The organism is Flavonifractor sp. AGMB03687 (assembly GCF_017811815.1).
Classification (GTDB): Bacteria; Bacillota; Clostridia; order Oscillospirales; family Oscillospiraceae; genus Flavonifractor.
The window spans coordinates 191,626-213,708 of record NZ_JADKZI010000001.1 but is presented as its reverse complement, the minus strand read 5'-3'; the positions used below and the strand labels follow the sequence as shown (position 1 = coordinate 213,708).

Sequence of the window (22,083 nt, the reverse complement as noted above, 5' to 3'; positions counted from 1 at the left end):
GATGAAGATCCGAATTGAAGAAGATGTACTGCAGGGTACCGGAACGGAAATCATGGACCATCTGCGCGCCCGTGTCTTTGACCCTGCGGAATTTCCGGATACGGAAAGTTACATCTGGTTCCTGCGAAACAACATCATCCGCACCACCGGTCTGGACTTTCCCCTGCCGGATGGAGATGTAGAGCAGCAGGCCCAGACCGTGTTTGCACAGTTGGCGAAAGCAGGCGCCCTCACGATTCTGGAGGACTGATATGGCAGAACGGTTGTATTTTGCCTATGGCAGCAACATCAATCTGGAGCAGATGGCTGTCCGCTGTCCTGCCGCCCAAGTGGTTGGGTCTGCGGTGCTGGACGGCTATGAACTGCTGTTTCGCGGCAATCGCAGCGGATGCGGCGTTGCCACCATCGAGCCTCTGCCCGGCTGTCAGGTCCACGGCCTACTGTGGAAACTGACGCCGGAGTGTGAGCAATCTCTGGACATCTATGAGGGATACCCACGCCTGTATGAGAAAGAGGATATCACGGTCCGCACAAGGGACGGCAGCGAAATGGCCGTCATGGCTTATATTATGACCGGAGAACTGTGGCGGGATCCCGCCATCCCTTCTCCTGCTTATTATGGAGGCATTCTGGAGGGATACCGTCAGAACGGCCTGCCGGTGCCGGAACTGGAGGCCGCGCTGAAAAATGTGCATGACGAGGTGCGACAGGCCCGGCACTTCGAGCGCATGCAGGAGATGGATCTGTTTTCCGGCGAAAAGCCATGCAGAAAGAAGGACCACCATGAGCGATAACCATCTGACGATCCTCGTTGTAGAGCCGGGGATACCGCCATACCCCCGGCAGATCCTGGACACCCTGCAGGCCATGCAGGCGATTGTCGGCGGGGACATCGAGGCCATATATCCCTATGAGGACCCCGTGGCGCTTGTGTGCAACAGCAGCGGCAAGTTTGCCGGCCTGCAGCCAAACCGCCTCCTCCGGCTGGAAAACGGGGATCCGTATGATGTTGTGTGCGGCACCTTTTTCCTTGCCGGGCTTGGCGAAGAAACCTTTGTGTCTCTGACGCCGGATCAACTTCAAAAATATGAAGCCCTGTACAGCCGGGAGATGCTGTTCCCATTCCCCAAAAAGAAAGAGAGAAGGAATAAGCATGAAAGATAAAACGATTATGACAGCGGAATCTGTCACAGGGGGCCACCCTGATAAACTATGTGACACCATAGCGGATACAGTGCTGGACTGCTGTCTGGAACACGATCCCAACGCCCGCGTCGCCTGTGAAGTTCTGGCGACGGCGAGCAAATTTGTAGTTGCCGGCGAGATCACTGCGCTGGCGATCCCGGATATCCCTTCCATCGTGCGCGACACGGTGCGCCGTGCCGGATACGACTGCAGGAACTTTGGCGTGGATGTCCTCATTCACTCCCAAAGCCCGGACATCGCGGAGGCGGTACAGCGCGGAGAACAGACCGCAGCCGGTGACCAGGGAATCGTGTATGGTTACGCCTGCAGCGAAACAGAAAACCTCCTGCCCCTGCCGGTGGTGCTGGCTCACCGCCTGACCGCCCTGCTCACCTGCGCGCGGACAAGCGGCCAGATCAGCGGCCTGCGACCGGACGGAAAGGCGCAGGTGTCCGTGGAGTATGCCTTCGGCGCTCCCAGGCGAATCTCCGCCGTCGTCCTCTCCTGCCAGCATGCGGAGGATAAGGATCTGTCCCTGCTGCGGAAGGAACTGCTGGAATGTGTTATTCGGCCTGCTCTCCGCATCTTCCAAGCGGATGAAAATACGGAGATCCTTATCAACCCATCCGGCCGCTTTGTGCTGGGTGGGATCGAGGCGGATACCGGACTGACCGGCCGAAAGCTGATGGTGGATACCTATGGAGGGCTGGCGCCCCACGGCGGCGGCGCACTGTCCGGCAAGGATGGAACCAAGGTGGACCGCAGCGGCGCCTATATGGCCCGCCACATCGCAAAGAATATTGTGGCCGCCGGCCTTGCGGAGAAATGTACGGTCGCTCTGGCCTATGCCATCGGTCGGGCCGAGCCGGTGGCTGTGGATGTGGATTCCTATCTTACTGGCACATACCCTGATGAGTTGCTGGAACAGGCGGTCCGCTGTTTCTTTGACCTCACGCCTGCCGGCATGATTCGTATTTTGCGATTGGCTCAGCCCATCTTCGCAGACGCTTGCAACTATGGGCACTTTACCAGGGCAACTCTGCCGTGGGAACAGACCGGACAGGCTGGACAGTTTACGAAACTGTGTGCGGCACTGGATCATGGGGATGGTGGCACCTGAAACATATAGCATCCTGTTCTTTTGGCAAAGACAGCATTGCCACCATCCTACTGGCGCTCCGTTATGGGGAACCACTGGATGAGGCGGTGTACTGCGAAGTCATGTTTGACCGTCATATCTCTGGCGAGGTGCCGGAACACCGTGACTTTATCTATGGAACAGCCATTCCTGTACTGGAACACATGGGCGTAAAGATCCGTGTCCTCCGTGGGCCGCAGACCTATGTGGGGTTATTCACTGGACAGATCACCCGCGGGCCGAAAAAGGGCTTGCTCCGTTCCTTTCCCATCTGTGGGCGATGCGCTGTCCAGCGAGACTGCAAACTGAAACCAATCTTGCGGTATCAGAAAAGCCTCCCGCCGGACACGGTACAGTACATCGGCATCGCCAAGGATGAGCAGGAGCGGCTGCTTCGGCTGGAGGGACGCCGTGTCTCCCTGCTGGACAAATACGGCTATACGGAACAGGACGCAAAGCAGCTCTGCCGGGAGGCGGGGCTGCTTTCTCCTGTCTATGAATTTACCGACAGGGGCGGCTGCTGGTTCTGTCCCAACGCCAGACGGCGGAAACTCCGCCACCTCTATGACCATCACCCCGACCTGTGGTCCAGAATGCTGGAACTGCAGATCCTGCCGGGGAAGGTCACTGAAAAATTCAACCGGTCCATGACATTTTCGGAAATTGACACAGTTTTCCGCCGAGAAGATGAACAACTCAGCCTATGGAAAAATGCCGCATAGCGGCGAAAGGAGGGCACATGCCAAATCATATCACAAACTTGATCTCATTTGGAGATCAGCCGGAGCAGGTCGCCGCTTTCCATCAAATGCTGCGGGATCTGCGCCAGGAGGACGATGTGTATGGGAGCATTGATTTTAACAAGTTGATTCCAATGCCGGAGCCTTTGAGTATTGAGTCTGGCAGCAGGACGGACAGGGGTCTTAATGCATACCGCCGTTTTATGAATGGGGATAAAACGGCAGAGGCTTTCAAAGAAGAACATCCAGAGGAATGGGCGCTGGGCAAACAGGCATATGAGAACATCCAAAAATATGACTCTCCCACCTGGTATGAGTGGTGCAATAAACATTGGGGAACCAAATGGAATGCGTATTCCTGTGTAGAACTGGGCAACGATGATGATACTATGGAGTTCTCTACCGCATGGAGCAGCGTCCCAACAATTTTGGAGGCGCTCTCGAAGAAGTACCCCGACCAAGCCATCTCCTACCGCTGGGCAGATGAGGATTTCGGGCGCAATGTGGGAGAGGCTGTATATAAAAACGGAGAAATGACGGACGCTAACATCCCGGAATTCTGTTCCAGAGAGGCGTATGAAATGGCGTCAGATATCATGGGGATCGACCTTGCGGACTTTGACCTCTATCTCTCTAAGGATAAAAGCACCTATGAGTACCATGAGAACCCGCCCAAGGCAAAACGCACCAAGGATGGGCCGGAGCGATGACATTTTATGAACAGGAACTCCGGAAACTGTTTGCGGACGGCACGGTGGTCAGCAGCCCCAAATTTGTGGGCCGGACCTGTTTGGGAACTCTGGGAAAGGATCTCCGTGTCCGTGTGCAGTTTGTGACATCAGGCTATGCGGATCACTATGACGCCATCAGCGTTACAGTGCTGAATCGCACAGACGGCGTAGTAGATAAACTCCACCTCCGGCTGAAGGATGTCCTCGGTGTCAAACAGGTGCCGGGCAATCCCAACTTTCGCAGCGGCGTAGCGCCGCATATCTGGGAAGATGGTAAGAAAGCGGAGTGGTATGCCTTCCACCCATCTGCAGCGGACTATTCCGCCATGCGGCAGGCTGTAAATGAGTACCTGGAAGTGTTCCGGGATCGTGTGGCAGAGCGCCGGCAGGACGGCCCAAAACTTGTCTATATCTGCGCCCCGCTGCGCGGCAATGCGGAAAAGAACATCGCCTTCGCCAAAGAAAAAGCGCGGGAAGTGTTCGCAGAGGGCGATGTGCCTGTTTGCCCCCATTTGATGTTTCCTCCCATTGCCGATCCGGAAAACCCGGCACAGGATCAGGCAGCAAGGGAGATGGGTCTGCGGCTGGTAGAGTCCTGCCAGCAGGTCAATGTCTACGGTCCCGTCTGGACAGATGGCATGTGGGCGGAGATCCGCCATGCAGAAAGGCTGGGCATCCCCGTCTTGACAGATCAGAAGGAGTTAGGGAAGCCTCTGCGCCGGCGAATTAAGCAAGGGAAGGAGCGATGATGCTATGAACAATACTCCGTCAGAAGAAATGGAGATCGAATTTTCAGACAGGCATATAGAGCAGTTAGACGAAATTGATAATGCCGTTTACCAAACGATCCTCACCTTCCTCAACAAGACGGAAGATGAGTTTCCTTGGGATATGCATTATATTGGAGAAGTAGCAGATGCCATCGAAGGAACGCTGCTGGATCTCGGCCAGCGTGTCTACCGGCCTGCAATCGTAACGGAAAAAGACGGAACTGTGCATTTGGAAGAATATCAGGAACCTGTACTGCCAACACCTACAAAAAACAAGAAGAAGGAGAAAACTGCCTATGAGAGATAACCCTCAGTGGGAGATCATCCAAGGCGACGCGCTGAAGGTGCTGCACGGCTTTGAGCCGGACACCTTCGACGCAGTGATCACAGACCCGCCCTATGCATCCGGCGGACGTACCCAAGCGGAAAAGAACAAATCCACGGCTAAGAAATACTCCAGCATGGGCGACAACGCCCCTCCGCCTTTTGACGGCGATGCCAAGGATCAGAGATCCTGGACCCGCTGGGCCGCAGAGTGGCTGTATGATGCCCGAAAGATCTGCAAACCCGGCGCCCCGGTGTGTATGTTCATCGACTGGCGGCAGCTCCCCGCAGCTACGGACGCCCTGCAGTGGGCGGGCTGGATCTGGCGCGGTACCGCCGTCTGGGACAAGGGAAACAGCCGGCCCCAGAAGGGGCGCTTCCGCCAGCAGGCGGAGTACATCGTCTGGGGATCCAACGGGGACATGCCCATCAACCGGCCTGTGCCCTGCCTGCCCGGTGTATTCAAATACGGGAACCCGCAGAATCGCATCCACCTGACGGAAAAGCCCCTGCAGCTCATGCGGGACATTGTGAAAATCACTGAGCCGGGCGGACGGATCCTGGACCCCTTTGTCGGCAGCGGCACCACGGTGCTGGCCGCTGTGCTGGAGGGCTACTCCGCCACCGGCATCGAGGTGACGGACGCTTATGCCGCACTAGCCAGAGGCCGGATCCGTCAGGCGCGGGAGCAGGGGCTGGAGGACGTCCAATGACACACCCTTGCTTTCCAACTGCGAACGGCAAGGACGTCCAATGGTACGCCCTGCCTTTGAAGGGAGGTCTGGACCATAGTGAAAGAACAGTATGTGCGATTTTTCAGAAAGCCGGCTCCTGTTACTGGTCTGCAAAACGACACCCAGATCATCAAGGCCGCACCTTTTTCGGTGGTGCGGGAGATTATCGACCTCAAGGCCCGTAAGCAGTGATTATTTTTCTTTTCCGCAGGAAGAGGAATTGAAATCCATCTACCGCTTGAAAATGGCCGCGCCCTGCGCGGCGAAGCCACTGCCGCCTCTGGCGGCGACGGCGCAAGCATAGCGCAAAGATATCTCTTGCGCGCTTGCAGGGGATACCCCTGTCCCCAATGCCGCCCATCGGCGGAAAATTGTCGGCTGTGAGCCGTGGAAGGAGTGAGCATGCAAAAGAAATACGAGATCTGCCTACGGCTGTCCCAAGAGGAAAAAACGCTGCTGGAGAACAGCGCCCGACATTGCGGCCTTTCCAAAACCACCTACCTCCGGCGCCTCATTCTGGGGGCGGAGATTCGGGCGCTCCCTTCTCAGGAGATCAAAGCCCTCCGCACCGAGATTCATCATATCGGCAACAATATCAATCAAATCGCCCGCAGTGTCAATGCCGGAATTGCCAAACCAGACGATGCCAAGTACGGGCTGTATATGCTGGATCGGATCTATGAACTTATGTACCAGGTGGCGAAAAAGTAAATGGCTGTTACAAAAATTCTTGCCAGGAAAGGCCGGCTGGATGTTGGCATCCGCTATGTGCTCAATGGCGATAAGACTGACGAACAGATTCTTACAGCCCATCTGAACTGTGATCCTGGCTACGCATGCAGGCAGATGCTGGATACCAAATGCGCAATGGGAAAAACAGACGGCGTCCAGTATTATCACATCATCCAGTCCTTCTGCCCCGGCGAGGTCACCCCAGAACTGGCGCTGGAGATCGCCAAGGAGTTCGCGGCAGAGCATCTGTCTGGGTATCAGGCGGTCATCGGCGTCCATGTGGACAAGGAGCACATCCACGCCCATACCATCTTCAATTCCGTGAATGCGGATACCGGCGAGAAGTACCACAGCAATTCCCGCAGTTATTACAGCCGGATCCGCGCCATCTCAGACCGGCTGTGCCGGGAACACGGCCTGTCCATCATTATGGAAGGCAAGGGAGAAAAGGCTGTGAGCTACATCGAGTGGCTGCGGCAGAGCAAGGGCCAGCCCACCTTCCGCTCCATGCTGGAGGCAGATCTGCGGGAGGCCATCCAGGACGCCAACGATATCGGCCACTTCTTCCTCATTATGGAACACAAGGGGTATGAGATCAAGCACGGCGCACATCTCGGCTTTCGTCTCAAAGGGCAGGAGCGATTCATGGCGCCGGGCCGGAAGAATCCGCTGTTCACCGAGGCCGGCATCCGCGCTGCCATTGCGGGGAATCTGGATGAGATTGCTGCCGGCAACCGTCCGGCCATCATCTACCGGTCCCGGTATGAACCGTACCGCAGGCGTCACCCCCAGAAGTACACCGGATTCATGGCGTTGTACGTCCACTACCTCTATCTGCTGGGCAAGGCTGGACAGCGGCAGTATCCGCCGAAAATGACGCCCCATCTCAGAAGAGAGATCATGAAGTTCGAGAGCTACAAAGAACAGTTCGCCTTCCTGCGGGCGCATGGCGTTTCCACAACAGAGAGTCTTCAGGCCGTCCGTGCCCGCACAGAGAAAACGCTGGCCAACTTAATAAAGCAGCGCACCATCTTCAATGTGCGGAAGAAGAAAAAGCGGGCGCTCTACGACGCTCTCTCCGATGTGGAGGCTCTTGCGCCAGCAAAGGAATGCTATGAGTCTGGCATGCCCGGTATGGAGAAACAGTTTTCCCGCTACATGGATGCTGTCTCTACGCTGGAACAGTGCGGGATCCCCATGGAGCAGCTCATGGTGGAAAAGATGGAGTTGTACCGGTAGCTGGCGGATATCAATCAGGAGATCCGGCGGGCGCGGAAGGAGATCTCCCTGTGCGAAACTATTGAACAAAACCGGCCCCAGATGGAACATGATATTCAGGTGGCCGAGGCCAAGGCAAAGGAGGTGGAACGAGATGAATATCGGAGGCGGTGAGGCCGCGGACCAGCTGGTCCGCATGATGCTCTCCGGCGGAGAGGTGGCTGTCCGGCTGGGCGGTTCGGCAACGAAGAACCTGCTGGCCATGTCGTTGGCCTTAGCAAAAAGCCATAGGAAAATCAGCGGCAGGGTGCGCATGGGCAAAATGCTGCAGCAGACGCGGGATCTGCGTGTATTCCCCATGACGCAGGAGGAATACCGGGAGTTCAGGCACAAGGCGCGGGAACCTAAATTGCTCTATGCGGCCATCCAAAACTCCAGGGATCCCAATAGCATGGTAGATGTTGTCATGCCAGCCACAGAGGTGGAACGGGCCAATCTGGTGTTCCAGAAGATGATGTACCGGCAGCCGGAGTCTTCCAAAAAGGAACAGCCGGATCGGGGACGGCAGCCAGAAAAGAAACCCGGAATGCCAAAAAAAGATTCCCGGTCGGGACGCGCCTCGCGCGATACAGGCACCAACTCTCCTACGCACGCAGAGAGCGCAGCGAGGACGACGAGTGATGAGCGGCCCTCCGTTGAAGGGCGGCTGAAAGATTATCGCGCGCATCTGGATGACCTGCGCAAACGCGTCCCGGCCAGGCAGAAAACCAAGACGCAGACCAAGAGCAGATGATTGGGTACTGTTCGGGGAAAGTGATGGATATTCCGGGTCAGTTCGGGTATGGTTGAGTTGCAAAAAGTTGAAGGAGGTCAGATACCATGAAAGTCGCTTACTACTACAGAGGATGCACCGGCAGCGCCGGATTCCTACTCCCTGAGGATGTTGCACTGCTGAAAAGGTTGTTCACTCACGACAGCCTGCCGCCGAAAGGCCAGTTATATGGAAAACGCTGCTGGCTGTATCTCAGAGTGGATACCGGGAATCGGAACGCAGATAAGATTGCCATGAATGGACAAGCTTCCTACCTGCGCCAATTTGCGGAGAAAAATGACATGCAGATTGTTGGGGAGTACAGGGACTATACCAGCGGACAGAATCTTCAACGACATAGCCTCAGACTGCTGGCGCAAGAAGCGGACAGTGGAAGCATGGACTACATTCTGGCCTGTAACCAGGGGCGGATTTATCGAGGCAATGACTTGCGGGGGCTGCTGCAATATGAAGATCATCTGCACACACTCGGCGTGGATATCCTGTACCCATTCGAGCAGGATTAAACAAACCGGCATACATCGAATCATCCTATGGGGGCGCACTTATCACAGTGCGCTCCCGTGTTTTCAGTTGGAGGTGAATGCCGCTGAATCAACCGAGCAGAACGGGAGGCTTTCTCCCGTATCTGTTTCTCTACATTCCCGTGGTTTGGGCTGCGCTCCTGATCGCCCAGTCCATCGGAGACGGCCTGCCGGAACTGCTCACGAACCTGACCGCAGCCTTGCAGGCCCCTTTGAAGATACGCTGGACGGAACACAGCCTGATGAGTATCCTCGCCTGCACCGGCGCGTACATCATGGGCATCTGTCTTTACCGCACCACACAGGGTCGCACCCGTGACGGTGAGGAACACGGATCCGCACAGTGGGCGTCTCCAAAACAGGTCAACGCCACGTTCTGCCAAAAGCAGAATAAGCTCCTGACAAAGCATATCCGTCTGGGGCTGGATACCCATAGGCACCGCCGATCTCTCAATGTGTTGGTCATCGGCGGCAGCGGCGCGGCCAAGACCCGCAGCTATGTGCTGCCCAACATTCTGGAGGCGAATACCAACTATGTGATCACCGATCCGAAAATGGAGGTACTGACCGCCACTGGCGGCTACCTCAAAAGCCAGGGCTACGACGTTCGGGTGCTGAACCTCGTCAACTTGGAACAGTCGGACGGATACAACCCCTTCCGCTACATCAGGGATGAGAAAGACGCTTTGCGGCTGGTCAATAATCTCATCCAAGCCACTACGCCCAAGAACAGTCATGAGTCGGATCCGTTCTGGACCAAGGCAGAAACGGCGCTGCTTCAGGCCATCATCCTCATGCTGTTCCAGGAGGCGCCCGAGTCCGAGCAGAACTTCTCTATGGTCATGCGGGTGCTGGAGTACGCAGAGGTGAAGGAGGATGACGAGGAACACGTCTCGCCGCTGGATCTGCTGTTCAGCGCCATTGAGCGGGAAAAGCCGGACAGTGTCGCTGTCCGGCAGTACAAGGTGTTCAAGATGGCGGCGGGCAAAACTTCCAAGAGCATCCTTGTATCCACCGCTGTACGCCTGGCGCCGTTCAACCTGCCCCAGATCCGGGCCATCACCGACCACGACGATATGGATCTCTACACTCTGGGGGATAAGAAGTGTGCTCTATACGCCGTCATCCCAGATAATGACAATACCTACAACTTTTTGGTAAGTCTGCTTTACGCCCAAGTGTTCCAAACCCTCTACTACTGCGCCGATCAGATCCACCACGGCCCGTTGCCACGCCATGTCCACTTTATTCTGGATGAGGCGCCCTCGGTCAACCTGCCGGGTCTGCCCCGTGAACTGGCCACGATGCGCTCACGCAACATCTCATGCAGCACCATCATTCAGAACATGGCACAGATCAAGGAGCAGTTCAAGGACTCCTGGGAAACCATCCCCGGCAACTCGGACACTCTGCTGTACCTTGGCGGCAACGAGTCCAGCACCCACAAGTATATTTCCGAGGCACTCGGCAAATCCACCATCGACACCAAAACCCACGGGGAAACCAAGGGCAAGTCCGGTTCCTGGTCCACCAATATGCAGATCAGCGGGCGGGAACTGCTGACGCCGGACGAGGTGCGTCGGCTGGATAACCGCTATGCCGTCCTGCTCATCCGCGGCGCTGGGCCGGTGATGGACTTGAAATACGATCTGATGAAACATCCCGCGGTCCGCCAAACCTCTCTGGCCGGCGGTCCGCCCTACATCCACCATGGACAAAATCACGCATCGATGATTCCTGGACATGAATTGTTTGCGGCATTTTCTACCGATGACACTAACGAAGAGAAGGAGAATGCAGCATGAATCATAAATTCGAGAAGCGGGTCAAACGCATCTACGCCATGCTTTCCTGCTTTGTGCTGGTTGCCGTCATGACCGTCTGCCCCGCCTTCGCGGCGGATGACCCGCTCTCTGTGGTCAACAACCTCAGTGACTTTATCTTTTCCCTTATCCGGGCCATCGGCCTCATCCTGCTGGGTTTTGGCGTCCTTCAGCTGGGCCTGTCCCTCAAGAGCCACGACCCCTCCCAGCGTGCCAACGGCATGCTCACCATCGCAGGCGGCATTGTAATTACCTTTACAAAGGAGATTCTCACCCTCATCACCGGCTGAGGGGTAAAAGCAGGAGGGCGCAAATGCGCCCTCCTGTAACGTAGTTTATATTACAGCAAGAGCCGGTAGTCCCGGCGGCCATAGAGGATGCGGCGGATTTGAACCGTGTCATCGGATACGATGTAGAACACCAGATAGTTTTCTACAATGAGATAGCGGTAGCCCTTGGCAGCCAGTGCCAGGTCCTTCGGCTTCGGACATCGCTCCGGCATCCTCGACAGGCTCGCGATCTGTTCCGTCAGCAAATCGTAGTAGCGCAGTGCCGCCTCCGGCGACAGCGTGTTTAGGTACTCTATAATCTCCAGCAAATCCTGCTGGGCAGTAGGATAGATTTTTACCTTATAGTTTTCCATGGACACGCTCCCGCATACGCTTGGCAAAGTCCGCGAAATCTGCGCCCTCCGCGCCGGAGGCAATCTCCTGTTCGGCAATCGCCAATTTCCCGTACAGGTCGATCAGAGCCTGCTGGCGCTCATATTCTTCTATACTGACCACCACCATATCCCCGGTGCCGTTGCGAGTAATATAGACAGGCTCCTTTGTCTGCCGGCAGAAATCCGAGATTTCATTCGCACTGTTTCGTAAATCAGAAATGGGACGGATGCTCGGCATTGCTGTCACCTCCTTGTGCAAATAGTATAGCAAAATTATGAGTAAATATCAACACAAATTTACGAGAATGGAGGTGAAAAACCATCGGAAGTGGAAACTGGATCGTTGACAACCTGAACTCAGCCCTTGCTACCTGGAATGATAAACTCACCGAGATCTGGACGCTCATCTCCACGTCGCCGGAAGAATTCAAAGGCGGTGGGATCTGGGATGTCATTCTCAATATCCATGACGCGCTGAGAGCCATTGGCTACGCCCTGCTGGTGCTGTTTTTCGTGGCCGGCGTGGTCAAGACCTGCGGCAGCTTTACGGAACTCAAACGGCCAGAGGCGGCGGTCAAGACCTTTGTGCGGTTCGCGCTGGCGCAGGGGGCCGTCACATACGGTCTGGAGTTGATGATGGCCCTGTTCAACATTGCCCAGGGCGCGGTGTCCACCATCATGGACGCCTCCGGCCTCACGGCTATGTCTGGCACGGCCCTGCCGGACGAGATGGTGACCATCATTGAGGATGTGGGCTTTCTGGAGAGCATCCCGCTGTGGGCGGTGACGCTCCTGGGGTCCCTGTTTATCTGGGTCCTCTCGCTGGTGATGATCCTCACCGTGTATTCCCGCTTTTCAAACTCTACATGGCGACGGCCATCGCCCCTATCCCTCTGGCCAGTTTCGCAGGACAGCCCTCCAGCAGCATCGGCGTGGCTTTTATCAAGAGTTACGCCGCCATCTGCCTGGAGGGCTGTATGATCGTTTTAGCCTGTATTATTTTTTCACAGTTTGCCGCGGCGCCGCCAGCCATCGCGGATGATACAATGGCTGCCGCCACCATCGTTTGGAACTACGTCGGGGAACTGATTTTCAACATGCTTGTATTAGTCGGCGCCATCAAGATGAGCGACCGGCTGGTGCGGGAACTGATGGGCCTTGGTTAATCCGACAGGTCGTCAACATGGATGATGCCGCCGCCATTGCGGCCGGCCTCCCGCACCCGCTGGATCAAGATCTCCTCTTTCGCTTTTTCATGCCGACGCCGCTCCATGCTGGCGGAGATTTTCCGCACCAGAGAGTACACCCAAGACAGGACCGTGATCGCCAGCAGGACGTACCATATTGCATTGGCCAGCGTGTAGTGGGCGTAGTACCAATCGCTCAGCAGCGTCGGCATCACCAGCGCGTACAGCAGCGGGATGGTCAAACGGAATACCGCAGCCAGGCGAAACAAGATGGACAGGATCAGGATCCCGGCTCCCAGAAAAATATATGCATATAACATGGGTACACCCCTCTCGTATTTTTTCACTTTGATGTTAGCATATCCCGGCGGACACGGCAACTCCTGTCTGCCAAAAGTTCAGGAATGGAAACGGAGGTGAAATCCAATCGAGGTACGCATCAACAAAGAAGTCCGAAATTATCAGGAGAGCCTGTTTTTCGGGCTGTCGCTTCGCCAGCTCATCTTTGCGCTGCTGGCCGTCGCCGTTGCCGTAGGCGTATATTTTGGCCTGCGCTCCGTGCTGGCTACCTCCGAGATCGGATGGGTTTGCGTCTTGTGCGCTTTCCCGTTCGCCCTCGGTGGCTTTTTTCAGTACAACGGCATGACGCTGGAGCAGTTTCTACTTGCCTATATCCGCACGGAATTTTTATATCCTCATCGGCTCGTCTTCCAATCGGACAACCTGTACGCAAAACTCATGGAGCATTCGAGTATGAAGGAGGCCCTGAAGATTGATTAAAACACTGCAGAATACGCTCAAGCAGGACAAAGAACAATTTACCGTGCCAAGATCTGTACAGGACACCATCCCCATCCGCCGCATCTGGCCGGATGGGGTTTTTCAGTTTGGGAGCAAGTTCTCCAAGTGCATCCGCTTTTCGGATATCAACTACGCCATCGCCTCCAAAGAGGACAAGACGGCGATGTTCCTGAATTACTCCGAACTGCTCAATGCGCTGGACACCGGCTCCACCACGAAGATCACCATCAACAACAAACGGCTCAACCGCCAGAACTTTGAGGAGACCATCCTCCTCCCGCCCCGTGGGGATTTCCTGGACGGCTACCGGGCCGAGTACAACACCATGCTCACGGACAAGGTCACCGACTCGTCTAACAGCGTGGTGCAGGAGCGGTACATCACTGTGTCCACCCACAAGAAAAATGTAGATGAAGCCAGAACCTTTTTTGACCGTGTCACCAGTGACATCACCAGCCGGCTCAACAAGCTGGACTCCCGCAGTGAGGAACTGGACGCCATCGAGCGCCTGCGGATTCACCATGACTTCTACCGGATAGGTGAGGAAACAGAGTTCCGCTTTGACCTGAAAGACAGCATGCGGAAGGGCTCCTCCTACAAGGATGCCATCTGCCCGGACAGTTTGGAATTCAAGAAGGACCACTTCGTCATGGGCGATAAATTCGGGCGGGTCCTGTTCCTGAAGGAGTACGCCTCCTACATCAAGGACTCCATGATCAACGAATTGACGGAACTGAACCGGACGCTCATGCTGTCCATTGATGTGATCCCCGTTCCTACGGACGAGGCCGTGCGGGAGATGCAGAACCGCCTGCTGGGCGTGGAAACTAATGTGACCAACTGGCAGCGCCGGCAGAACAGCAACAACAATTTCTCCGCCGTTGTTCCGTATGACCTCGAACAGCAGCGCAAGGAAACCCGAGAGATGCTGGACGACCTCACCACCCGTGACCAGCGGATGATGTTCGCCGTGGTGACGCTGGTACATCTGGCGGATAGCAGAGAGGAACTGGACAGCGACACGGAAACCCTCCAGTCCATCGCCCGCAAGCATTTGTGCCAGCTCTCCACCCTTAACTGGCAGCAAGCGGAGGGACTGGTGACGGCACTGCCACTGGGCCTGCGCCGCATCGACGCCCTTCGCACCCTCACCACCGAGGCGCTGGCCGTCCTCATGCCCTTCAAGGCCCAGGAGATCCGCCATCAGGGCGGTGTGTACTATGGGCAGAATGTCATCAGCAAAAACCTCATCCTCGCCAACCGCTGGGAGTTGCTCAACGCCAACGGCTTTGTCCTCGGCGTGTCCGGCTCCGGCAAGTCCTTCACCGCCAAGCGTGAGATGGTGGGGCTGGCCCTGGCGGCGGAGAACGGTGCAGGCGGTCTGCCGGACGACATCATTGTCATCGATCCCGAATCTGAATACCGGCCGCTCATCGAGGGGCTGGGCGGCGAGGTCATCGAGGTGTCCGCTACCTCGCCAAACCACATCAACGCAATGGACATGGAGCAGGGCTACGGCGATGGTGAGAATCCGGTAGTGCTGAAATCTGAATTCCTTCTGTCCCTGTGTGAGCAGCTCATGGGATCTGGGAAACTCTCCGCCAAGGAGAAATCCATCATCGACCGGTGTGCCGCCCAGTGCTACCGGGAGTATATCCGCAGAGACTATACAGGGGCTGTGCCCACCCTGCAGGATTTCCACGCCGAACTGCTGCGCCAGCCGGAGCCGGAGGCGCGGGATGTGGCGCTGGCCATTGAACTGTTCACAGAGGGCAGCCTCAACACTTTCGCCAAGCCCACCAATGTGGACACTAATTCCCGTATCCTCTGCTATGACATCCGGGATCTGGGCCGACAGCTCTTGCCTGTGGGCATGCTGGTGGTGCTGGACAGCATTTTCAACCGCATCATCCGCAACCGGCAACAGGGGCGCAACACCTGGATCTACATTGACGAGATCTATCTCCTGTTTCAGCACGAGTACAGTGCCAACTTCCTGTTTACCCTGTGGAAGCGCGTGCGCAAATACAGGGCCTGCTGTACCGGCATCACGCAGAATGTAGACGATCTCCTGCAGTCCCATACCGCCCGGACTATGCTGGCCAACAGCGAGTTTCTCGTCATGCTCAATCAGGCGGCGACGGACCGGACGGAGCTTGCCCGGCTGCTGAACATTTCGGACAACCAACTCTCCTACATCACCAACGTGGACTCCGGCCGCGGTCTCATCAAATGCGGCAGCGCCATTGTGCCCTTTATGGACAACTTCCCCAAAAACCGGCTGTACCGCCTGATGACCACCAAACCCTCTGACTCGGACGGCATCCATGCGCCGGGGCGGGCCACATAATGCGGCCCGCATTCATGGGGAGGCGGCCGGATGGATAAGATCAAGGAGAAACCCCAGACTGTGTCCTCTATCCACAAGAAGATAAAAGCCGCACCGAAGGAACTGGTCCATCGCGGTCTGGAGGACGGATCAGACCGCCTGCGGACAGGTCTGCGGGACGCCGCACAGCAGGGGCAGCGGGATGACTATGGCGGCGACCAAATCGAGGACACCGCCGCAGGCGGTATTCGCCGCATGGAGCGCGGTGCGGAAAAACTCGTCAAAGAGAGGCGGAAGAACCGCACCTCCAGCGACAGCGCCCCTGCAGATCCAACTGCCGTGGATCCCGCGCCGGAGATCCGCGCACAGGGTTGGGAAAGTCGACATAGCACCGTAGCAATAGGCCAGCCAGCGAAACCAAGCGGAAACGCCGGACAGCGGATCAAGACCAAAGACATCTACATGCGCACCCAGACGGGAACGCCAACTTCCGGTCTGTCCCCAGTGCGCACCCAGGGCCAGCAGCCCTTCATTCGGGAGCGCGGACGGCAGGCGGCGCAGAAATCAGCGCAGGCCAAAGTCGAACGGATGCGGCAGCCAGCAGACAGCGGGAATGATCTTGTACCTCCTGCAGGAGATCTCCGGCTTTCCGGCAGATCTGCGCTTGGGAAAGGGGGCAGGCAGGACAGGACTATGTCTCCCACGTGGACAAAGGCGAAGCCTGTCCAAGACGCCGACCCGCTGCCAAAAGGGAAACGCAGAACGCCTGCCATAAAAGAGACGGGCCGGAGCTGGGCGGTGCATCACGCAAAACCGGCTGTGAGCGCTCCCAGGCAGACGGTAAAGACATCGGATCATGCCGGGAGGACCGTCACCCAGGCGGGGCGAGGGGCCACCCGCGCCGCCCAGAGCGCCCAAACAGCCCGTGCGGCACAGCAGATGGCTATGTCCCGTCAGGTGGCAAAGCAAACCGGTAGTGCAGCGAAAAAGGCCGCCGCCAAAGCAGGGAACGCCCTGCGGGCCATCCTCGCGGCGGCACGGAGCCTGATCGCCGCCGCGGCCGCCGGCGGTTCCGTTGTCCTCGCCCTGTTGGTGTTCATCTGCCTGATCGGCATGCTCATCGCCTCGCCCTTCGGCATCCTGTTCGCCAACGAGCCTGCAGACAGCACCTCCGTGGCGCTCAGCACAGCCATCGCTCAGATCAATGTGGAGTACGCCGGCAAACTGGAGGAACTGCAGGCTGGGGACTACGATCAAATCATCATAGAACGTGCCCCGCCGGACTGGCGGGAGGTCGTGGCTGTGTTTGCGGTAAAAACTGCGGGGACCAATGACGGTGTGGATGTGGTTACTCTGGACACCGACAGGGTAGCATGGCTGAAGGAGGTGTTCGGGGATATGACAACCCTCTCCTCCGAGGCAGAAACCATAGACCACCCAGACAGCACCCCGGACGATGGCGAGGATGACAGTTGGACGGAAACCATTCTGACGATTACCGTCACAGGCAAGACTGTGGATGAGATGCGGGAATACTATGCCTTTACTGATGAGCAGAACGATATGCTGGACGACCTGTTGGAGAACCTCGATCTGCTGGGCGAGGCCATTGGGAATCTGGCTGTGACAGAGGCTGACGCCAAGGAACTGCTTGCTTCGCTGCCAGAGGATCTGAGCGCCGAGCGCCGGGAGATCGTAAAAACAGCCTGCCAGCTGGTGGGTAAGGTCAATTACTTCTGGGGTGGCAAGAGCCTGGTCCTTGGCTGGGACTCCCGCTGGGGAACCACCATGCAGGTCACCGCCCCCGGCAGCTCCAGTTCCGGCACCTACCGCCCCTACGGGATGGATTGCTCGGGATATGTCGATTGGGTATTCTATAACGCCACAGGCGGCGAGTACATCATCGGCCACGGCGGCGGAGCAGCCAGTCAGCACAGTTACTGCACTGCCATCTCCTGGGACGATGCGCTCCCAGGCGACTTGGTATTCTACCCTGGCGACAGCCATGTCGGCATCGTGGGCGGCAGGGATGAGAGCGGCAATCTGCTCATCATCCACTGCGCCAGCGGATACAACAATGTGGTGATCACAGGCATCGAGGGCTTTACGGCCATCAGCAGGCCGGTATACTTTTCGGACTGAGAATCAGGAAGGGCCGCTGCGGGGATATATCCCTGCGGCGGCTCTCCTGCCCAATAAAGGTGATAGGGATCTGCCCAGACCTCTCTGGACAGATCCCTCTTGCTTTTATATGCACAGCCATGCGGCCATTTCTTTCATCCTTGCCAACACATCGGCTGGGCTTTCAATGCGGATGGCGCCGCCGAAAGTGAACACCCAAGAGAAAAATGGTGGGGTGGGCGCCACATCCACCGCGGCCCGGAAGTGTTTGGCGTCCACCACCTCTGTGGCCACATCCTCGCCAAAGTGGTCTATGACGCTCCGCATGGTGCGGTTTTCACACAGCAGAGTCACCCGTTTGGGCGCGTCGTGATACATTCCAAAGACTTCCCGGATGTAGGACGCCGGATCGAAGGACGGGTCTGCTGTGTAGGGGGCATCCGACTCCCGGATGGCCGTCATGCGGTCCACCCGGAACTGTGCCAGCTTGCCATGCTTTTCCGACCAGCCCACGGCGTAGTAGAAGTCCCGGTTCCAGATGAGCGCGTAGAGGCTGAACCCATAGCGGTATCCCTTGTGTTTCAGGACCTTTTCTTTTTTCGGCGTATACTCAAAATACCGGAAGGAGATTGCCCGCTGTTCGTGGATCGCCGTCTGGATCGTGTCGATGGCGTAGTACACAGCCTCATTGTCCGGCTTGGCCGTGCCATCCATGTAGACGGGGCGGTTCAGGAGCGCGGCGTTGTGCCGGCTGGTGAGATGGCCCAACTTCTCGATGAGGGCGGCGCTTTTCTTCTCTGTGATGAGGTGGGAGGACTCCACGGCGTCCACCAACAGTTTGAGTTCCGGCAGTTCCAGCAGCCGGGAACCGATGCAATAGCGGTTCTGCGCACTGCGGACGCAGATAACGTCCAAGCCGAAATCCATGAGCAGTTGAATGTCGCTGTAGACATTCTTCCGGTTGGCTGGGATGCCGTTGGATGCCCAAAACTGCAAAACGTCCCCACTCGACACTGAGTGGACCTCGTCTGTCTGTTCCAAGAGAAGTTGCAGTAGTAAAAAGAGTCGGCGCTGGCCTTCTTTGTTTTGCATGGGATTTGCCTCCTTACGGCGGAGAGGGGACGGGGCATGCCCTGTCCCCTCTATATGAATTTTGCACGGTAAAATTGCAATAGAGGGATGGATGCATAATCTTTGGTAGATAGATTGGTCAAAGTGGTTCGCGATGTCAGAGAGAAACAAAGGTTTTCCCAATGAGAACTATCACAGCGGCTCATCATGAACACCCATACAGTCATGTTTTAAAGTTGGCTGGGGCAATCTACATATTGCGGTATCGTGCAGGTTGCCGGTGGTAGTTTCATCAACGGTAAAGTACAGTTTACAAGGGACTACACAGGGTAACGGTCTGACGGGAGGATTACCGCCCGTCAGATTTTCCATGTAATGTTCAAGCTGTCGCTTGTGGCGGCAACGGTGGTAATCATCAAATCCACCACCCGCCGCTTGTCGTCAAAGGATACATCGTCCCATGTGTCGAGGTAGCCGGAAATCTGGTTGACCTGTCCCGGGCTGATGGTTTCCACCGTCAGCTCGGCTATCTGCTTCACAAGTTCCTGCTTGCGCCCGTCCAGTTCCGCTATCTTCACATTCACATAGGAGAGCAGGACATTGTTCGCGCCCGTCAGACTGTCCACCAGCTTTTCAATCTCGCTGTCCACATGGAGAAGCTCTACTTGCAGGGCGGCGATTTTGGGATTGGCCTTTGCCGCTTTCTTCCTGCCCGTCAGCGTCTTGTGCTTTTCCAGCTTCTTCACCATCTGCTGGTAAACCACCGCTTCCAGTTCGGAAGTGATGATTTTCCCACAGCCCGGACAGCTTTTATTGTCCAGCCGTTTCGTACAGCGGAGATATTGCCTGCCGGACGGATTGAAGATACTCATAAGCGCATATCCGCAGTTCCCGCACTTGATTTTCCCCGCCAGCCATGTGTGGGTGGCTTTTCGGGCGGACTGGATTTTCATGTTGTTCATCAGCTTCTTGCGGCAAGCCAGCCATATATCCGCCGGAACAATGCCCTCATGGGGAGCCAGCACCAGCATTTGGTCTTTCAAGTCGTTTTTCTTGCTGGGCTTCACATCCCGCCCCTGATACAGATAACAGCCGTTTGTCCCCGTAAAGTCGGCGGCGTCATTGACGATAACCGTACCCTGGCTTTTGAAAAATTCGTACACATCCAAGTCCGCCTGCACATAGACGGGATTGCGTAACATCTGCGCCAGTGTGGGGCGTATCAGTTCCTTGCCGTAGAACAAAATCCCCTGTTCGGCAAAGTACCGGGTAATGTCCCCGTAAGAGGTTGTGGGCTGGGCGTACATCTCAAATATCAGCCGGATATTGGCCGCTTCGTCCGGGTTTACCACCAGCTTCTTTGTGTTGATACCGTCCATTTTGATAGGCTCGGTGTGGAAGCCGTAAGGGGCTTTCCCGCCCATCTTGAAGCCCCGCTGACTGCGGGAGTAGTAAGCGTCTGTCACCCGCTTCTGTATCGTTTCCCGTTCAAGCTGGGCGAACACGATACAGATATTCAGCATAGCCCGCCCCATCGGGGTGGAGGTATCAAACTTCTCCGTAGAGGACACAAACTCCACATCGTACTGCTGGAACAGTTCCATCATGTTGGCAAAGTCCAGAATGGAACGGCTGATACGGTCAAGTTTGTAAACAATGACCTTTGCAATCAAGCCCCGCTTAATATCCCGCACCAGTTCCTGAAACTTCGGGCGGTCTGTGTTCTTGCCGCTGTACCCTTTGTCTGTGTATTCCTTACAGTTCCCGCCTTTCAATTCGTATTTGCAAAACTCAATCTGGCTTTCAATGGAAATGCTGTCCTTTTTGTCTACCGATTGCCTTGCATAGATCGCGTCTATCCTGTTATTCATTTTGTCGCTCCTTTTCTTAAAAAGAAACGGAGCTGCTGACAGTTCTATTATACCGCCAGCAGCCCCGCAAATCAACGATGGCTTCGGGATTTATGCCCCGGCTTCCTCTTTCTGCCGCTTATCGGCATATTTGCGGAACACCTCATAAAGCTGCTGCTCCAGTTCCCGGCGTTTGGTCGCTTCCTGCTCCGGCGTGAACACCGGGGAGAGGTTTTCCAGCGTGATTTCCTTTCCCTGAAAAGTCACGACTTCTGTTTCCTTTTTGTATCTGATATTGTTACTTATAAAATCACCTTTCCTTTCCATACTGCCGCTGCTGCCGTTTCAGTTCCGCCAGTATATCCGGCGGGATACGGTCAACCAGCCTTTGCATATCGTGCAGTTCGCTTTCCAGCTTTGCCCGCTCCATGCGGTCTTTGATTTTGCCGCTCTCGCTGGCTCTGGCTCGTGCTTCCAGCTTCTCATTTTCTGCCAGCAGGTCATTGATTGTGACCTTGTACTTTTTCAACTGCCCGGAGAAATTCTCCATCTGCGGGAACCACTTTTTCAGCATGGAGAGGGCTTCCTCTTTTTTCTTTCCGGCGTTCAGCGGGTTAATGCCGTCCAGTGTGGCTTCAATGGCTCTTGCCTGCCGGGAGAGGGAAACCGCCTGTTTGAAAAGCCGGGTGGGGATATGCTTCCGGCCTGTCTTGCTGGCGCTTTCCCCACGCTCCAAGTCGGGATATTTCTCCACCATGTAGGCGTGAAAATCATCCTGCCACTTCGTCAGGTTTGCCCGGTTGCCGATAATCTCCTTAGCGCACAGGCGGTTGTCCTTTGTCAGCGGAACAAAGGTCAAATGCAGGTGGGGCGTTTTCTCGTCCATGTGTACCACCGCCGACACGATATTTTCCCGCCCTACCCGGTGGGTGAGGAAATCCGCCGCCCTCTGGAAAAACGCCTGTATCTCCTTTGGGGATTTCCCCTTGAAAAACTCCGGGCTGGCGGTTATCAGCGTATCGACAAACCGTGTGCTGTCCTTGCGGGTTCGGCACCCGGCCTGCTCAATCCGGCTCTGAATGAAGTGGTAATAGCGTCCCTCCGGCTTGACGATATGGAAGTTGTATTTGCTCCGGCTGGTGTCAATATCAGGGTTGCTGGCGTATTGGTCTTTCTGCCGTTCGTGATGGGCTTCCAGCGGCCTTGCCGGGTTGCCCTTGTGCTTCTCAAAACGCAAAATTGCGTGCTGTGCCATTCTGCTCCTTTCCCCATTCCTTTCCTATCCGGGGTTTTCCACAGGGAAAATCCC

Annotated in this window: 26 protein-coding genes and 1 pseudogene; 20 read left to right on the top strand and 7 right to left on the bottom strand. The window is 56.2% G+C overall.

Annotated features, from left to right (window positions below; genetic code table 11):
* Nucleotide 1: 1 nt before the first annotated feature.
* The 16 genes from J9789_RS00980 (at nucleotide 2) to J9789_RS00910 (ending at nucleotide 11,041) form a co-directional block, all read left to right on the top strand.
* On the top strand, nucleotides 2-250 hold the full coding sequence (locus tag J9789_RS00980) for a hypothetical protein (RefSeq protein WP_209341390.1): 249 nt from the start codon (nucleotides 2-4) through the stop codon (nucleotides 248-250).
* Between the two features lies 1 nt (nucleotide 251).
* Nucleotides 252-794: a gamma-glutamylcyclotransferase family protein gene (locus J9789_RS00975; RefSeq protein WP_209341389.1), complete on the top strand. Its 543-nt coding sequence runs from the start codon at nucleotides 252-254 to the stop codon at nucleotides 792-794.
* On the top strand, nucleotides 784-1,164 hold the full coding sequence (locus J9789_RS00970; RefSeq protein ID WP_209341388.1) for a DUF3846 domain-containing protein: 381 nt from the start codon (nucleotides 784-786) through the stop codon (nucleotides 1,162-1,164). Before J9789_RS00975 ends, J9789_RS00970 begins: the two co-directional genes overlap by 11 nt.
* Entirely contained in the window at nucleotides 1,154-2,305 is a 1,152-nt protein-coding gene (gene metK, locus J9789_RS00965) for a methionine adenosyltransferase (protein WP_209341387.1), read from the top strand. The genes J9789_RS00970 and metK overlap by 11 nt, the downstream gene beginning before the upstream one ends.
* Entirely contained in the window at nucleotides 2,302-3,045 is a 744-nt protein-coding gene (locus J9789_RS00960; protein WP_209342258.1) for a phosphoadenosine phosphosulfate reductase, read from the top strand. Before metK ends, J9789_RS00960 begins: the two co-directional genes overlap by 4 nt.
* A 17-nt stretch (nucleotides 3,046-3,062) precedes the next feature.
* Entirely contained in the window at nucleotides 3,063-3,773 is a 711-nt protein-coding gene (locus J9789_RS00955) for a hypothetical protein (protein ID WP_209341385.1), read from the top strand.
* A 113-nt stretch (nucleotides 3,774-3,886) separates the two neighbouring features.
* The gene (locus J9789_RS00950) at nucleotides 3,887-4,543 is read left to right on the top strand and encodes a DUF4406 domain-containing protein (protein ID WP_348633611.1); all 657 of its coding nucleotides are present in this window, start codon (nucleotides 3,887-3,889) and stop codon (nucleotides 4,541-4,543) included.
* Nucleotides 4,544-4,547: 4 nt separating this feature from the next.
* The gene (locus J9789_RS00945) at nucleotides 4,548-4,871 is read left to right on the top strand and encodes a hypothetical protein (protein WP_209341381.1); all 324 of its coding nucleotides are present in this window, start codon (nucleotides 4,548-4,550) and stop codon (nucleotides 4,869-4,871) included.
* Nucleotides 4,861-5,601, top strand: a complete 741-nt coding sequence (locus J9789_RS00940; RefSeq protein ID WP_209341379.1) for a site-specific DNA-methyltransferase — start codon at nucleotides 4,861-4,863, stop codon at nucleotides 5,599-5,601. The genes J9789_RS00945 and J9789_RS00940 overlap by 11 nt, the downstream gene beginning before the upstream one ends.
* A gap of 78 nt (nucleotides 5,602-5,679) precedes the next feature.
* Nucleotides 5,680-5,814, top strand: coding sequence for a hypothetical protein (locus tag J9789_RS17220; RefSeq protein WP_280842563.1), 135 nt, complete (start codon nucleotides 5,680-5,682; stop codon nucleotides 5,812-5,814).
* Between the two features lie 210 nt (nucleotides 5,815-6,024).
* Entirely contained in the window at nucleotides 6,025-6,333 is a 309-nt protein-coding gene (mobC, locus tag J9789_RS00935) for a plasmid mobilization relaxosome protein MobC (RefSeq protein ID WP_209341378.1), read from the top strand.
* A complete protein-coding gene (locus tag J9789_RS00930; RefSeq protein WP_245184975.1) occupies nucleotides 6,334-7,593 on the top strand; it encodes a relaxase/mobilization nuclease domain-containing protein in 1,260 nt (419 codons plus the stop codon). It begins immediately after the preceding gene.
* A 133-nt stretch (nucleotides 7,594-7,726) separates the two neighbouring features.
* A complete protein-coding gene (locus J9789_RS00925) occupies nucleotides 7,727-8,365 on the top strand; it encodes a DUF3801 domain-containing protein (protein WP_209341375.1) in 639 nt (212 codons plus the stop codon).
* 86 nt (nucleotides 8,366-8,451) lie between these two features.
* Entirely contained in the window at nucleotides 8,452-8,910 is a 459-nt protein-coding gene (locus tag J9789_RS00920; RefSeq protein WP_209341374.1) for a recombinase family protein, read from the top strand.
* A gap of 77 nt (nucleotides 8,911-8,987) precedes the next feature.
* Complete coding sequence (locus tag J9789_RS00915) at nucleotides 8,988-10,733, top strand: VirD4-like conjugal transfer protein, CD1115 family (RefSeq protein WP_348633610.1); 1,746 nt, start codon at nucleotides 8,988-8,990, stop codon at nucleotides 10,731-10,733.
* A gap of 38 nt (nucleotides 10,734-10,771) precedes the next feature.
* Nucleotides 10,772-11,041: a formate hydrogenlyase gene (locus tag J9789_RS00910; RefSeq protein WP_348633620.1), complete on the top strand. Its 270-nt coding sequence runs from the start codon at nucleotides 10,772-10,774 to the stop codon at nucleotides 11,039-11,041.
* Between the two features lie 50 nt (nucleotides 11,042-11,091).
* Here J9789_RS00910 and J9789_RS00905 read toward each other — a convergent pair whose 3' ends face one another.
* Together J9789_RS00905 and J9789_RS00900 are read right to left on the bottom strand one after the other, a co-directional pair.
* Nucleotides 11,092-11,394, bottom strand: a complete 303-nt coding sequence (locus tag J9789_RS00905) for a type II toxin-antitoxin system RelE/ParE family toxin (protein ID WP_209341370.1) — start codon at nucleotides 11,392-11,394, stop codon at nucleotides 11,092-11,094.
* Nucleotides 11,381-11,653 carry a type II toxin-antitoxin system Phd/YefM family antitoxin gene (locus J9789_RS00900; protein ID WP_209341368.1) on the bottom strand — a complete coding sequence of 91 codons (273 nt, stop codon included), beginning with the start codon at nucleotides 11,651-11,653 and terminating at the stop codon, nucleotides 11,381-11,383. Before J9789_RS00900 ends, J9789_RS00905 begins: the two co-directional genes overlap by 14 nt.
* Before the next feature lie 83 nt (nucleotides 11,654-11,736).
* Here J9789_RS00900 and J9789_RS00895 point away from each other — a divergent pair.
* A pseudogene (locus J9789_RS00895) lies at nucleotides 11,737-12,581 on the top strand (hypothetical protein).
* Here J9789_RS00895 and J9789_RS00890 read toward each other — a convergent pair.
* Entirely contained in the window at nucleotides 12,578-12,922 is a 345-nt protein-coding gene (locus J9789_RS00890) for a molecular chaperone GrpE (protein WP_209341366.1), read from the bottom strand. The pseudogene J9789_RS00895 and the gene J9789_RS00890 sit on opposite strands and share 4 nt — an antisense overlap.
* Before the next feature lie 106 nt (nucleotides 12,923-13,028).
* On the opposite strand from J9789_RS00890, the gene J9789_RS00885 reads away from it, so the two are divergent.
* Genes J9789_RS00885 through J9789_RS16885 form a run of 3 tightly spaced genes read left to right on the top strand, consistent with a single transcriptional unit; the run spans nucleotide 13,029 to nucleotide 17,874 of the window.
* On the top strand, nucleotides 13,029-13,382 hold the full coding sequence (locus tag J9789_RS00885; protein WP_209342254.1) for a PrgI family protein: 354 nt from the start codon (nucleotides 13,029-13,031) through the stop codon (nucleotides 13,380-13,382).
* Nucleotides 13,375-15,753 (top strand): VirB4-like conjugal transfer ATPase, CD1110 family, encoded by a 2,379-nt coding sequence (locus tag J9789_RS00880; protein WP_209341364.1) that lies wholly within the window; start codon nucleotides 13,375-13,377, stop codon nucleotides 15,751-15,753. The genes J9789_RS00885 and J9789_RS00880 overlap by 8 nt, the downstream gene beginning before the upstream one ends.
* A 30-nt stretch (nucleotides 15,754-15,783) precedes the next feature.
* The gene (locus J9789_RS16885; protein WP_245184973.1) at nucleotides 15,784-17,874 is read left to right on the top strand and encodes an NlpC/P60 family protein; all 2,091 of its coding nucleotides are present in this window, start codon (nucleotides 15,784-15,786) and stop codon (nucleotides 17,872-17,874) included.
* A 105-nt stretch (nucleotides 17,875-17,979) separates the two neighbouring features.
* Here J9789_RS16885 and J9789_RS00870 read toward each other — a convergent pair whose 3' ends face one another.
* The 4 genes from J9789_RS00870 to mobV form a co-directional block, all read right to left on the bottom strand.
* On the bottom strand, nucleotides 17,980-18,945 hold the full coding sequence (locus J9789_RS00870; protein ID WP_209341362.1) for a WYL domain-containing protein: 966 nt from the start codon (nucleotides 18,943-18,945) through the stop codon (nucleotides 17,980-17,982).
* 338 nt (nucleotides 18,946-19,283) lie between these two features.
* Nucleotides 19,284-20,795: a recombinase family protein gene (locus J9789_RS00865; RefSeq protein ID WP_007215987.1), complete on the bottom strand. Its 1,512-nt coding sequence runs from the start codon at nucleotides 20,793-20,795 to the stop codon at nucleotides 19,284-19,286.
* Nucleotides 20,796-20,885: 90 nt separating this feature from the next.
* Complete coding sequence (locus J9789_RS00860; protein ID WP_007215986.1) at nucleotides 20,886-21,101, bottom strand: hypothetical protein; 216 nt, start codon at nucleotides 21,099-21,101, stop codon at nucleotides 20,886-20,888.
* Nucleotides 21,085-22,029 carry a MobV family relaxase gene (gene mobV / locus J9789_RS00855; protein ID WP_007215985.1) on the bottom strand — a complete coding sequence of 315 codons (945 nt, stop codon included), beginning with the start codon at nucleotides 22,027-22,029 and terminating at the stop codon, nucleotides 21,085-21,087. Before mobV ends, J9789_RS00860 begins: the two co-directional genes overlap by 17 nt.
* Nucleotides 22,030-22,083: the final 54 nt, after the last annotated feature.

Excerpts from the sequence above, each read along its gene's own strand:
- J9789_RS00905 (WP_209341370.1), bottom strand. The coding sequence starts at position 11,394 with ATGGAAAACTATAAGGTAAAAATCTATCCTACTGCCCAGCAGGATTTG.
- J9789_RS16885 (WP_245184973.1), top strand. The coding sequence starts at position 15,784 with ATGGATAAGATCAAGGAGAAACCCCAGACTGTGTCCTCTATCCACAAG.
- J9789_RS00980 (WP_209341390.1), top strand. The coding sequence starts at position 2 with ATGAAGATCCGAATTGAAGAAGATGTACTGCAGGGTACCGGAACGGAA.
- J9789_RS00920 (WP_209341374.1), top strand. The coding sequence starts at position 8,452 with ATGAAAGTCGCTTACTACTACAGAGGATGCACCGGCAGCGCCGGATTC.
- J9789_RS00860 (WP_007215986.1), bottom strand. The coding sequence starts at position 21,101 with ATGGAAAGGAAAGGTGATTTTATAAGTAACAATATCAGATACAAAAAG.
- J9789_RS00910 (WP_348633620.1), top strand. The coding sequence starts at position 10,772 with ATGCTTTCCTGCTTTGTGCTGGTTGCCGTCATGACCGTCTGCCCCGCC.
- J9789_RS00930 (WP_245184975.1), top strand. The coding sequence starts at position 6,334 with ATGGCTGTTACAAAAATTCTTGCCAGGAAAGGCCGGCTGGATGTTGGC.
- J9789_RS00925 (WP_209341375.1), top strand. The coding sequence starts at position 7,727 with ATGAATATCGGAGGCGGTGAGGCCGCGGACCAGCTGGTCCGCATGATG.
- J9789_RS00975 (WP_209341389.1), top strand. The coding sequence starts at position 252 with ATGGCAGAACGGTTGTATTTTGCCTATGGCAGCAACATCAATCTGGAG.
- J9789_RS00945 (WP_209341381.1), top strand. The coding sequence starts at position 4,548 with ATGAACAATACTCCGTCAGAAGAAATGGAGATCGAATTTTCAGACAGG.
- J9789_RS00870 (WP_209341362.1), bottom strand. The coding sequence starts at position 18,945 with ATGCAAAACAAAGAAGGCCAGCGCCGACTCTTTTTACTACTGCAACTT.
- J9789_RS00970 (WP_209341388.1), top strand. The coding sequence starts at position 784 with ATGAGCGATAACCATCTGACGATCCTCGTTGTAGAGCCGGGGATACCG.
- J9789_RS00940 (WP_209341379.1), top strand. The coding sequence starts at position 4,861 with ATGAGAGATAACCCTCAGTGGGAGATCATCCAAGGCGACGCGCTGAAG.
- J9789_RS00865 (WP_007215987.1), bottom strand. The coding sequence starts at position 20,795 with ATGAATAACAGGATAGACGCGATCTATGCAAGGCAATCGGTAGACAAA.
- J9789_RS00955 (WP_209341385.1), top strand. The coding sequence starts at position 3,063 with ATGCCAAATCATATCACAAACTTGATCTCATTTGGAGATCAGCCGGAG.
- mobV (WP_007215985.1), bottom strand. The coding sequence starts at position 22,029 with ATGGCACAGCACGCAATTTTGCGTTTTGAGAAGCACAAGGGCAACCCG.
- J9789_RS00900 (WP_209341368.1), bottom strand. The coding sequence starts at position 11,653 with ATGCCGAGCATCCGTCCCATTTCTGATTTACGAAACAGTGCGAATGAA.
- metK (WP_209341387.1), top strand. The coding sequence starts at position 1,154 with ATGAAAGATAAAACGATTATGACAGCGGAATCTGTCACAGGGGGCCAC.
- mobC (WP_209341378.1), top strand. The coding sequence starts at position 6,025 with ATGCAAAAGAAATACGAGATCTGCCTACGGCTGTCCCAAGAGGAAAAA.
- J9789_RS00915 (WP_348633610.1), top strand. The coding sequence starts at position 8,988 with ATGCCGCTGAATCAACCGAGCAGAACGGGAGGCTTTCTCCCGTATCTG.
- J9789_RS00890 (WP_209341366.1), bottom strand. The coding sequence starts at position 12,922 with ATGTTATATGCATATATTTTTCTGGGAGCCGGGATCCTGATCCTGTCC.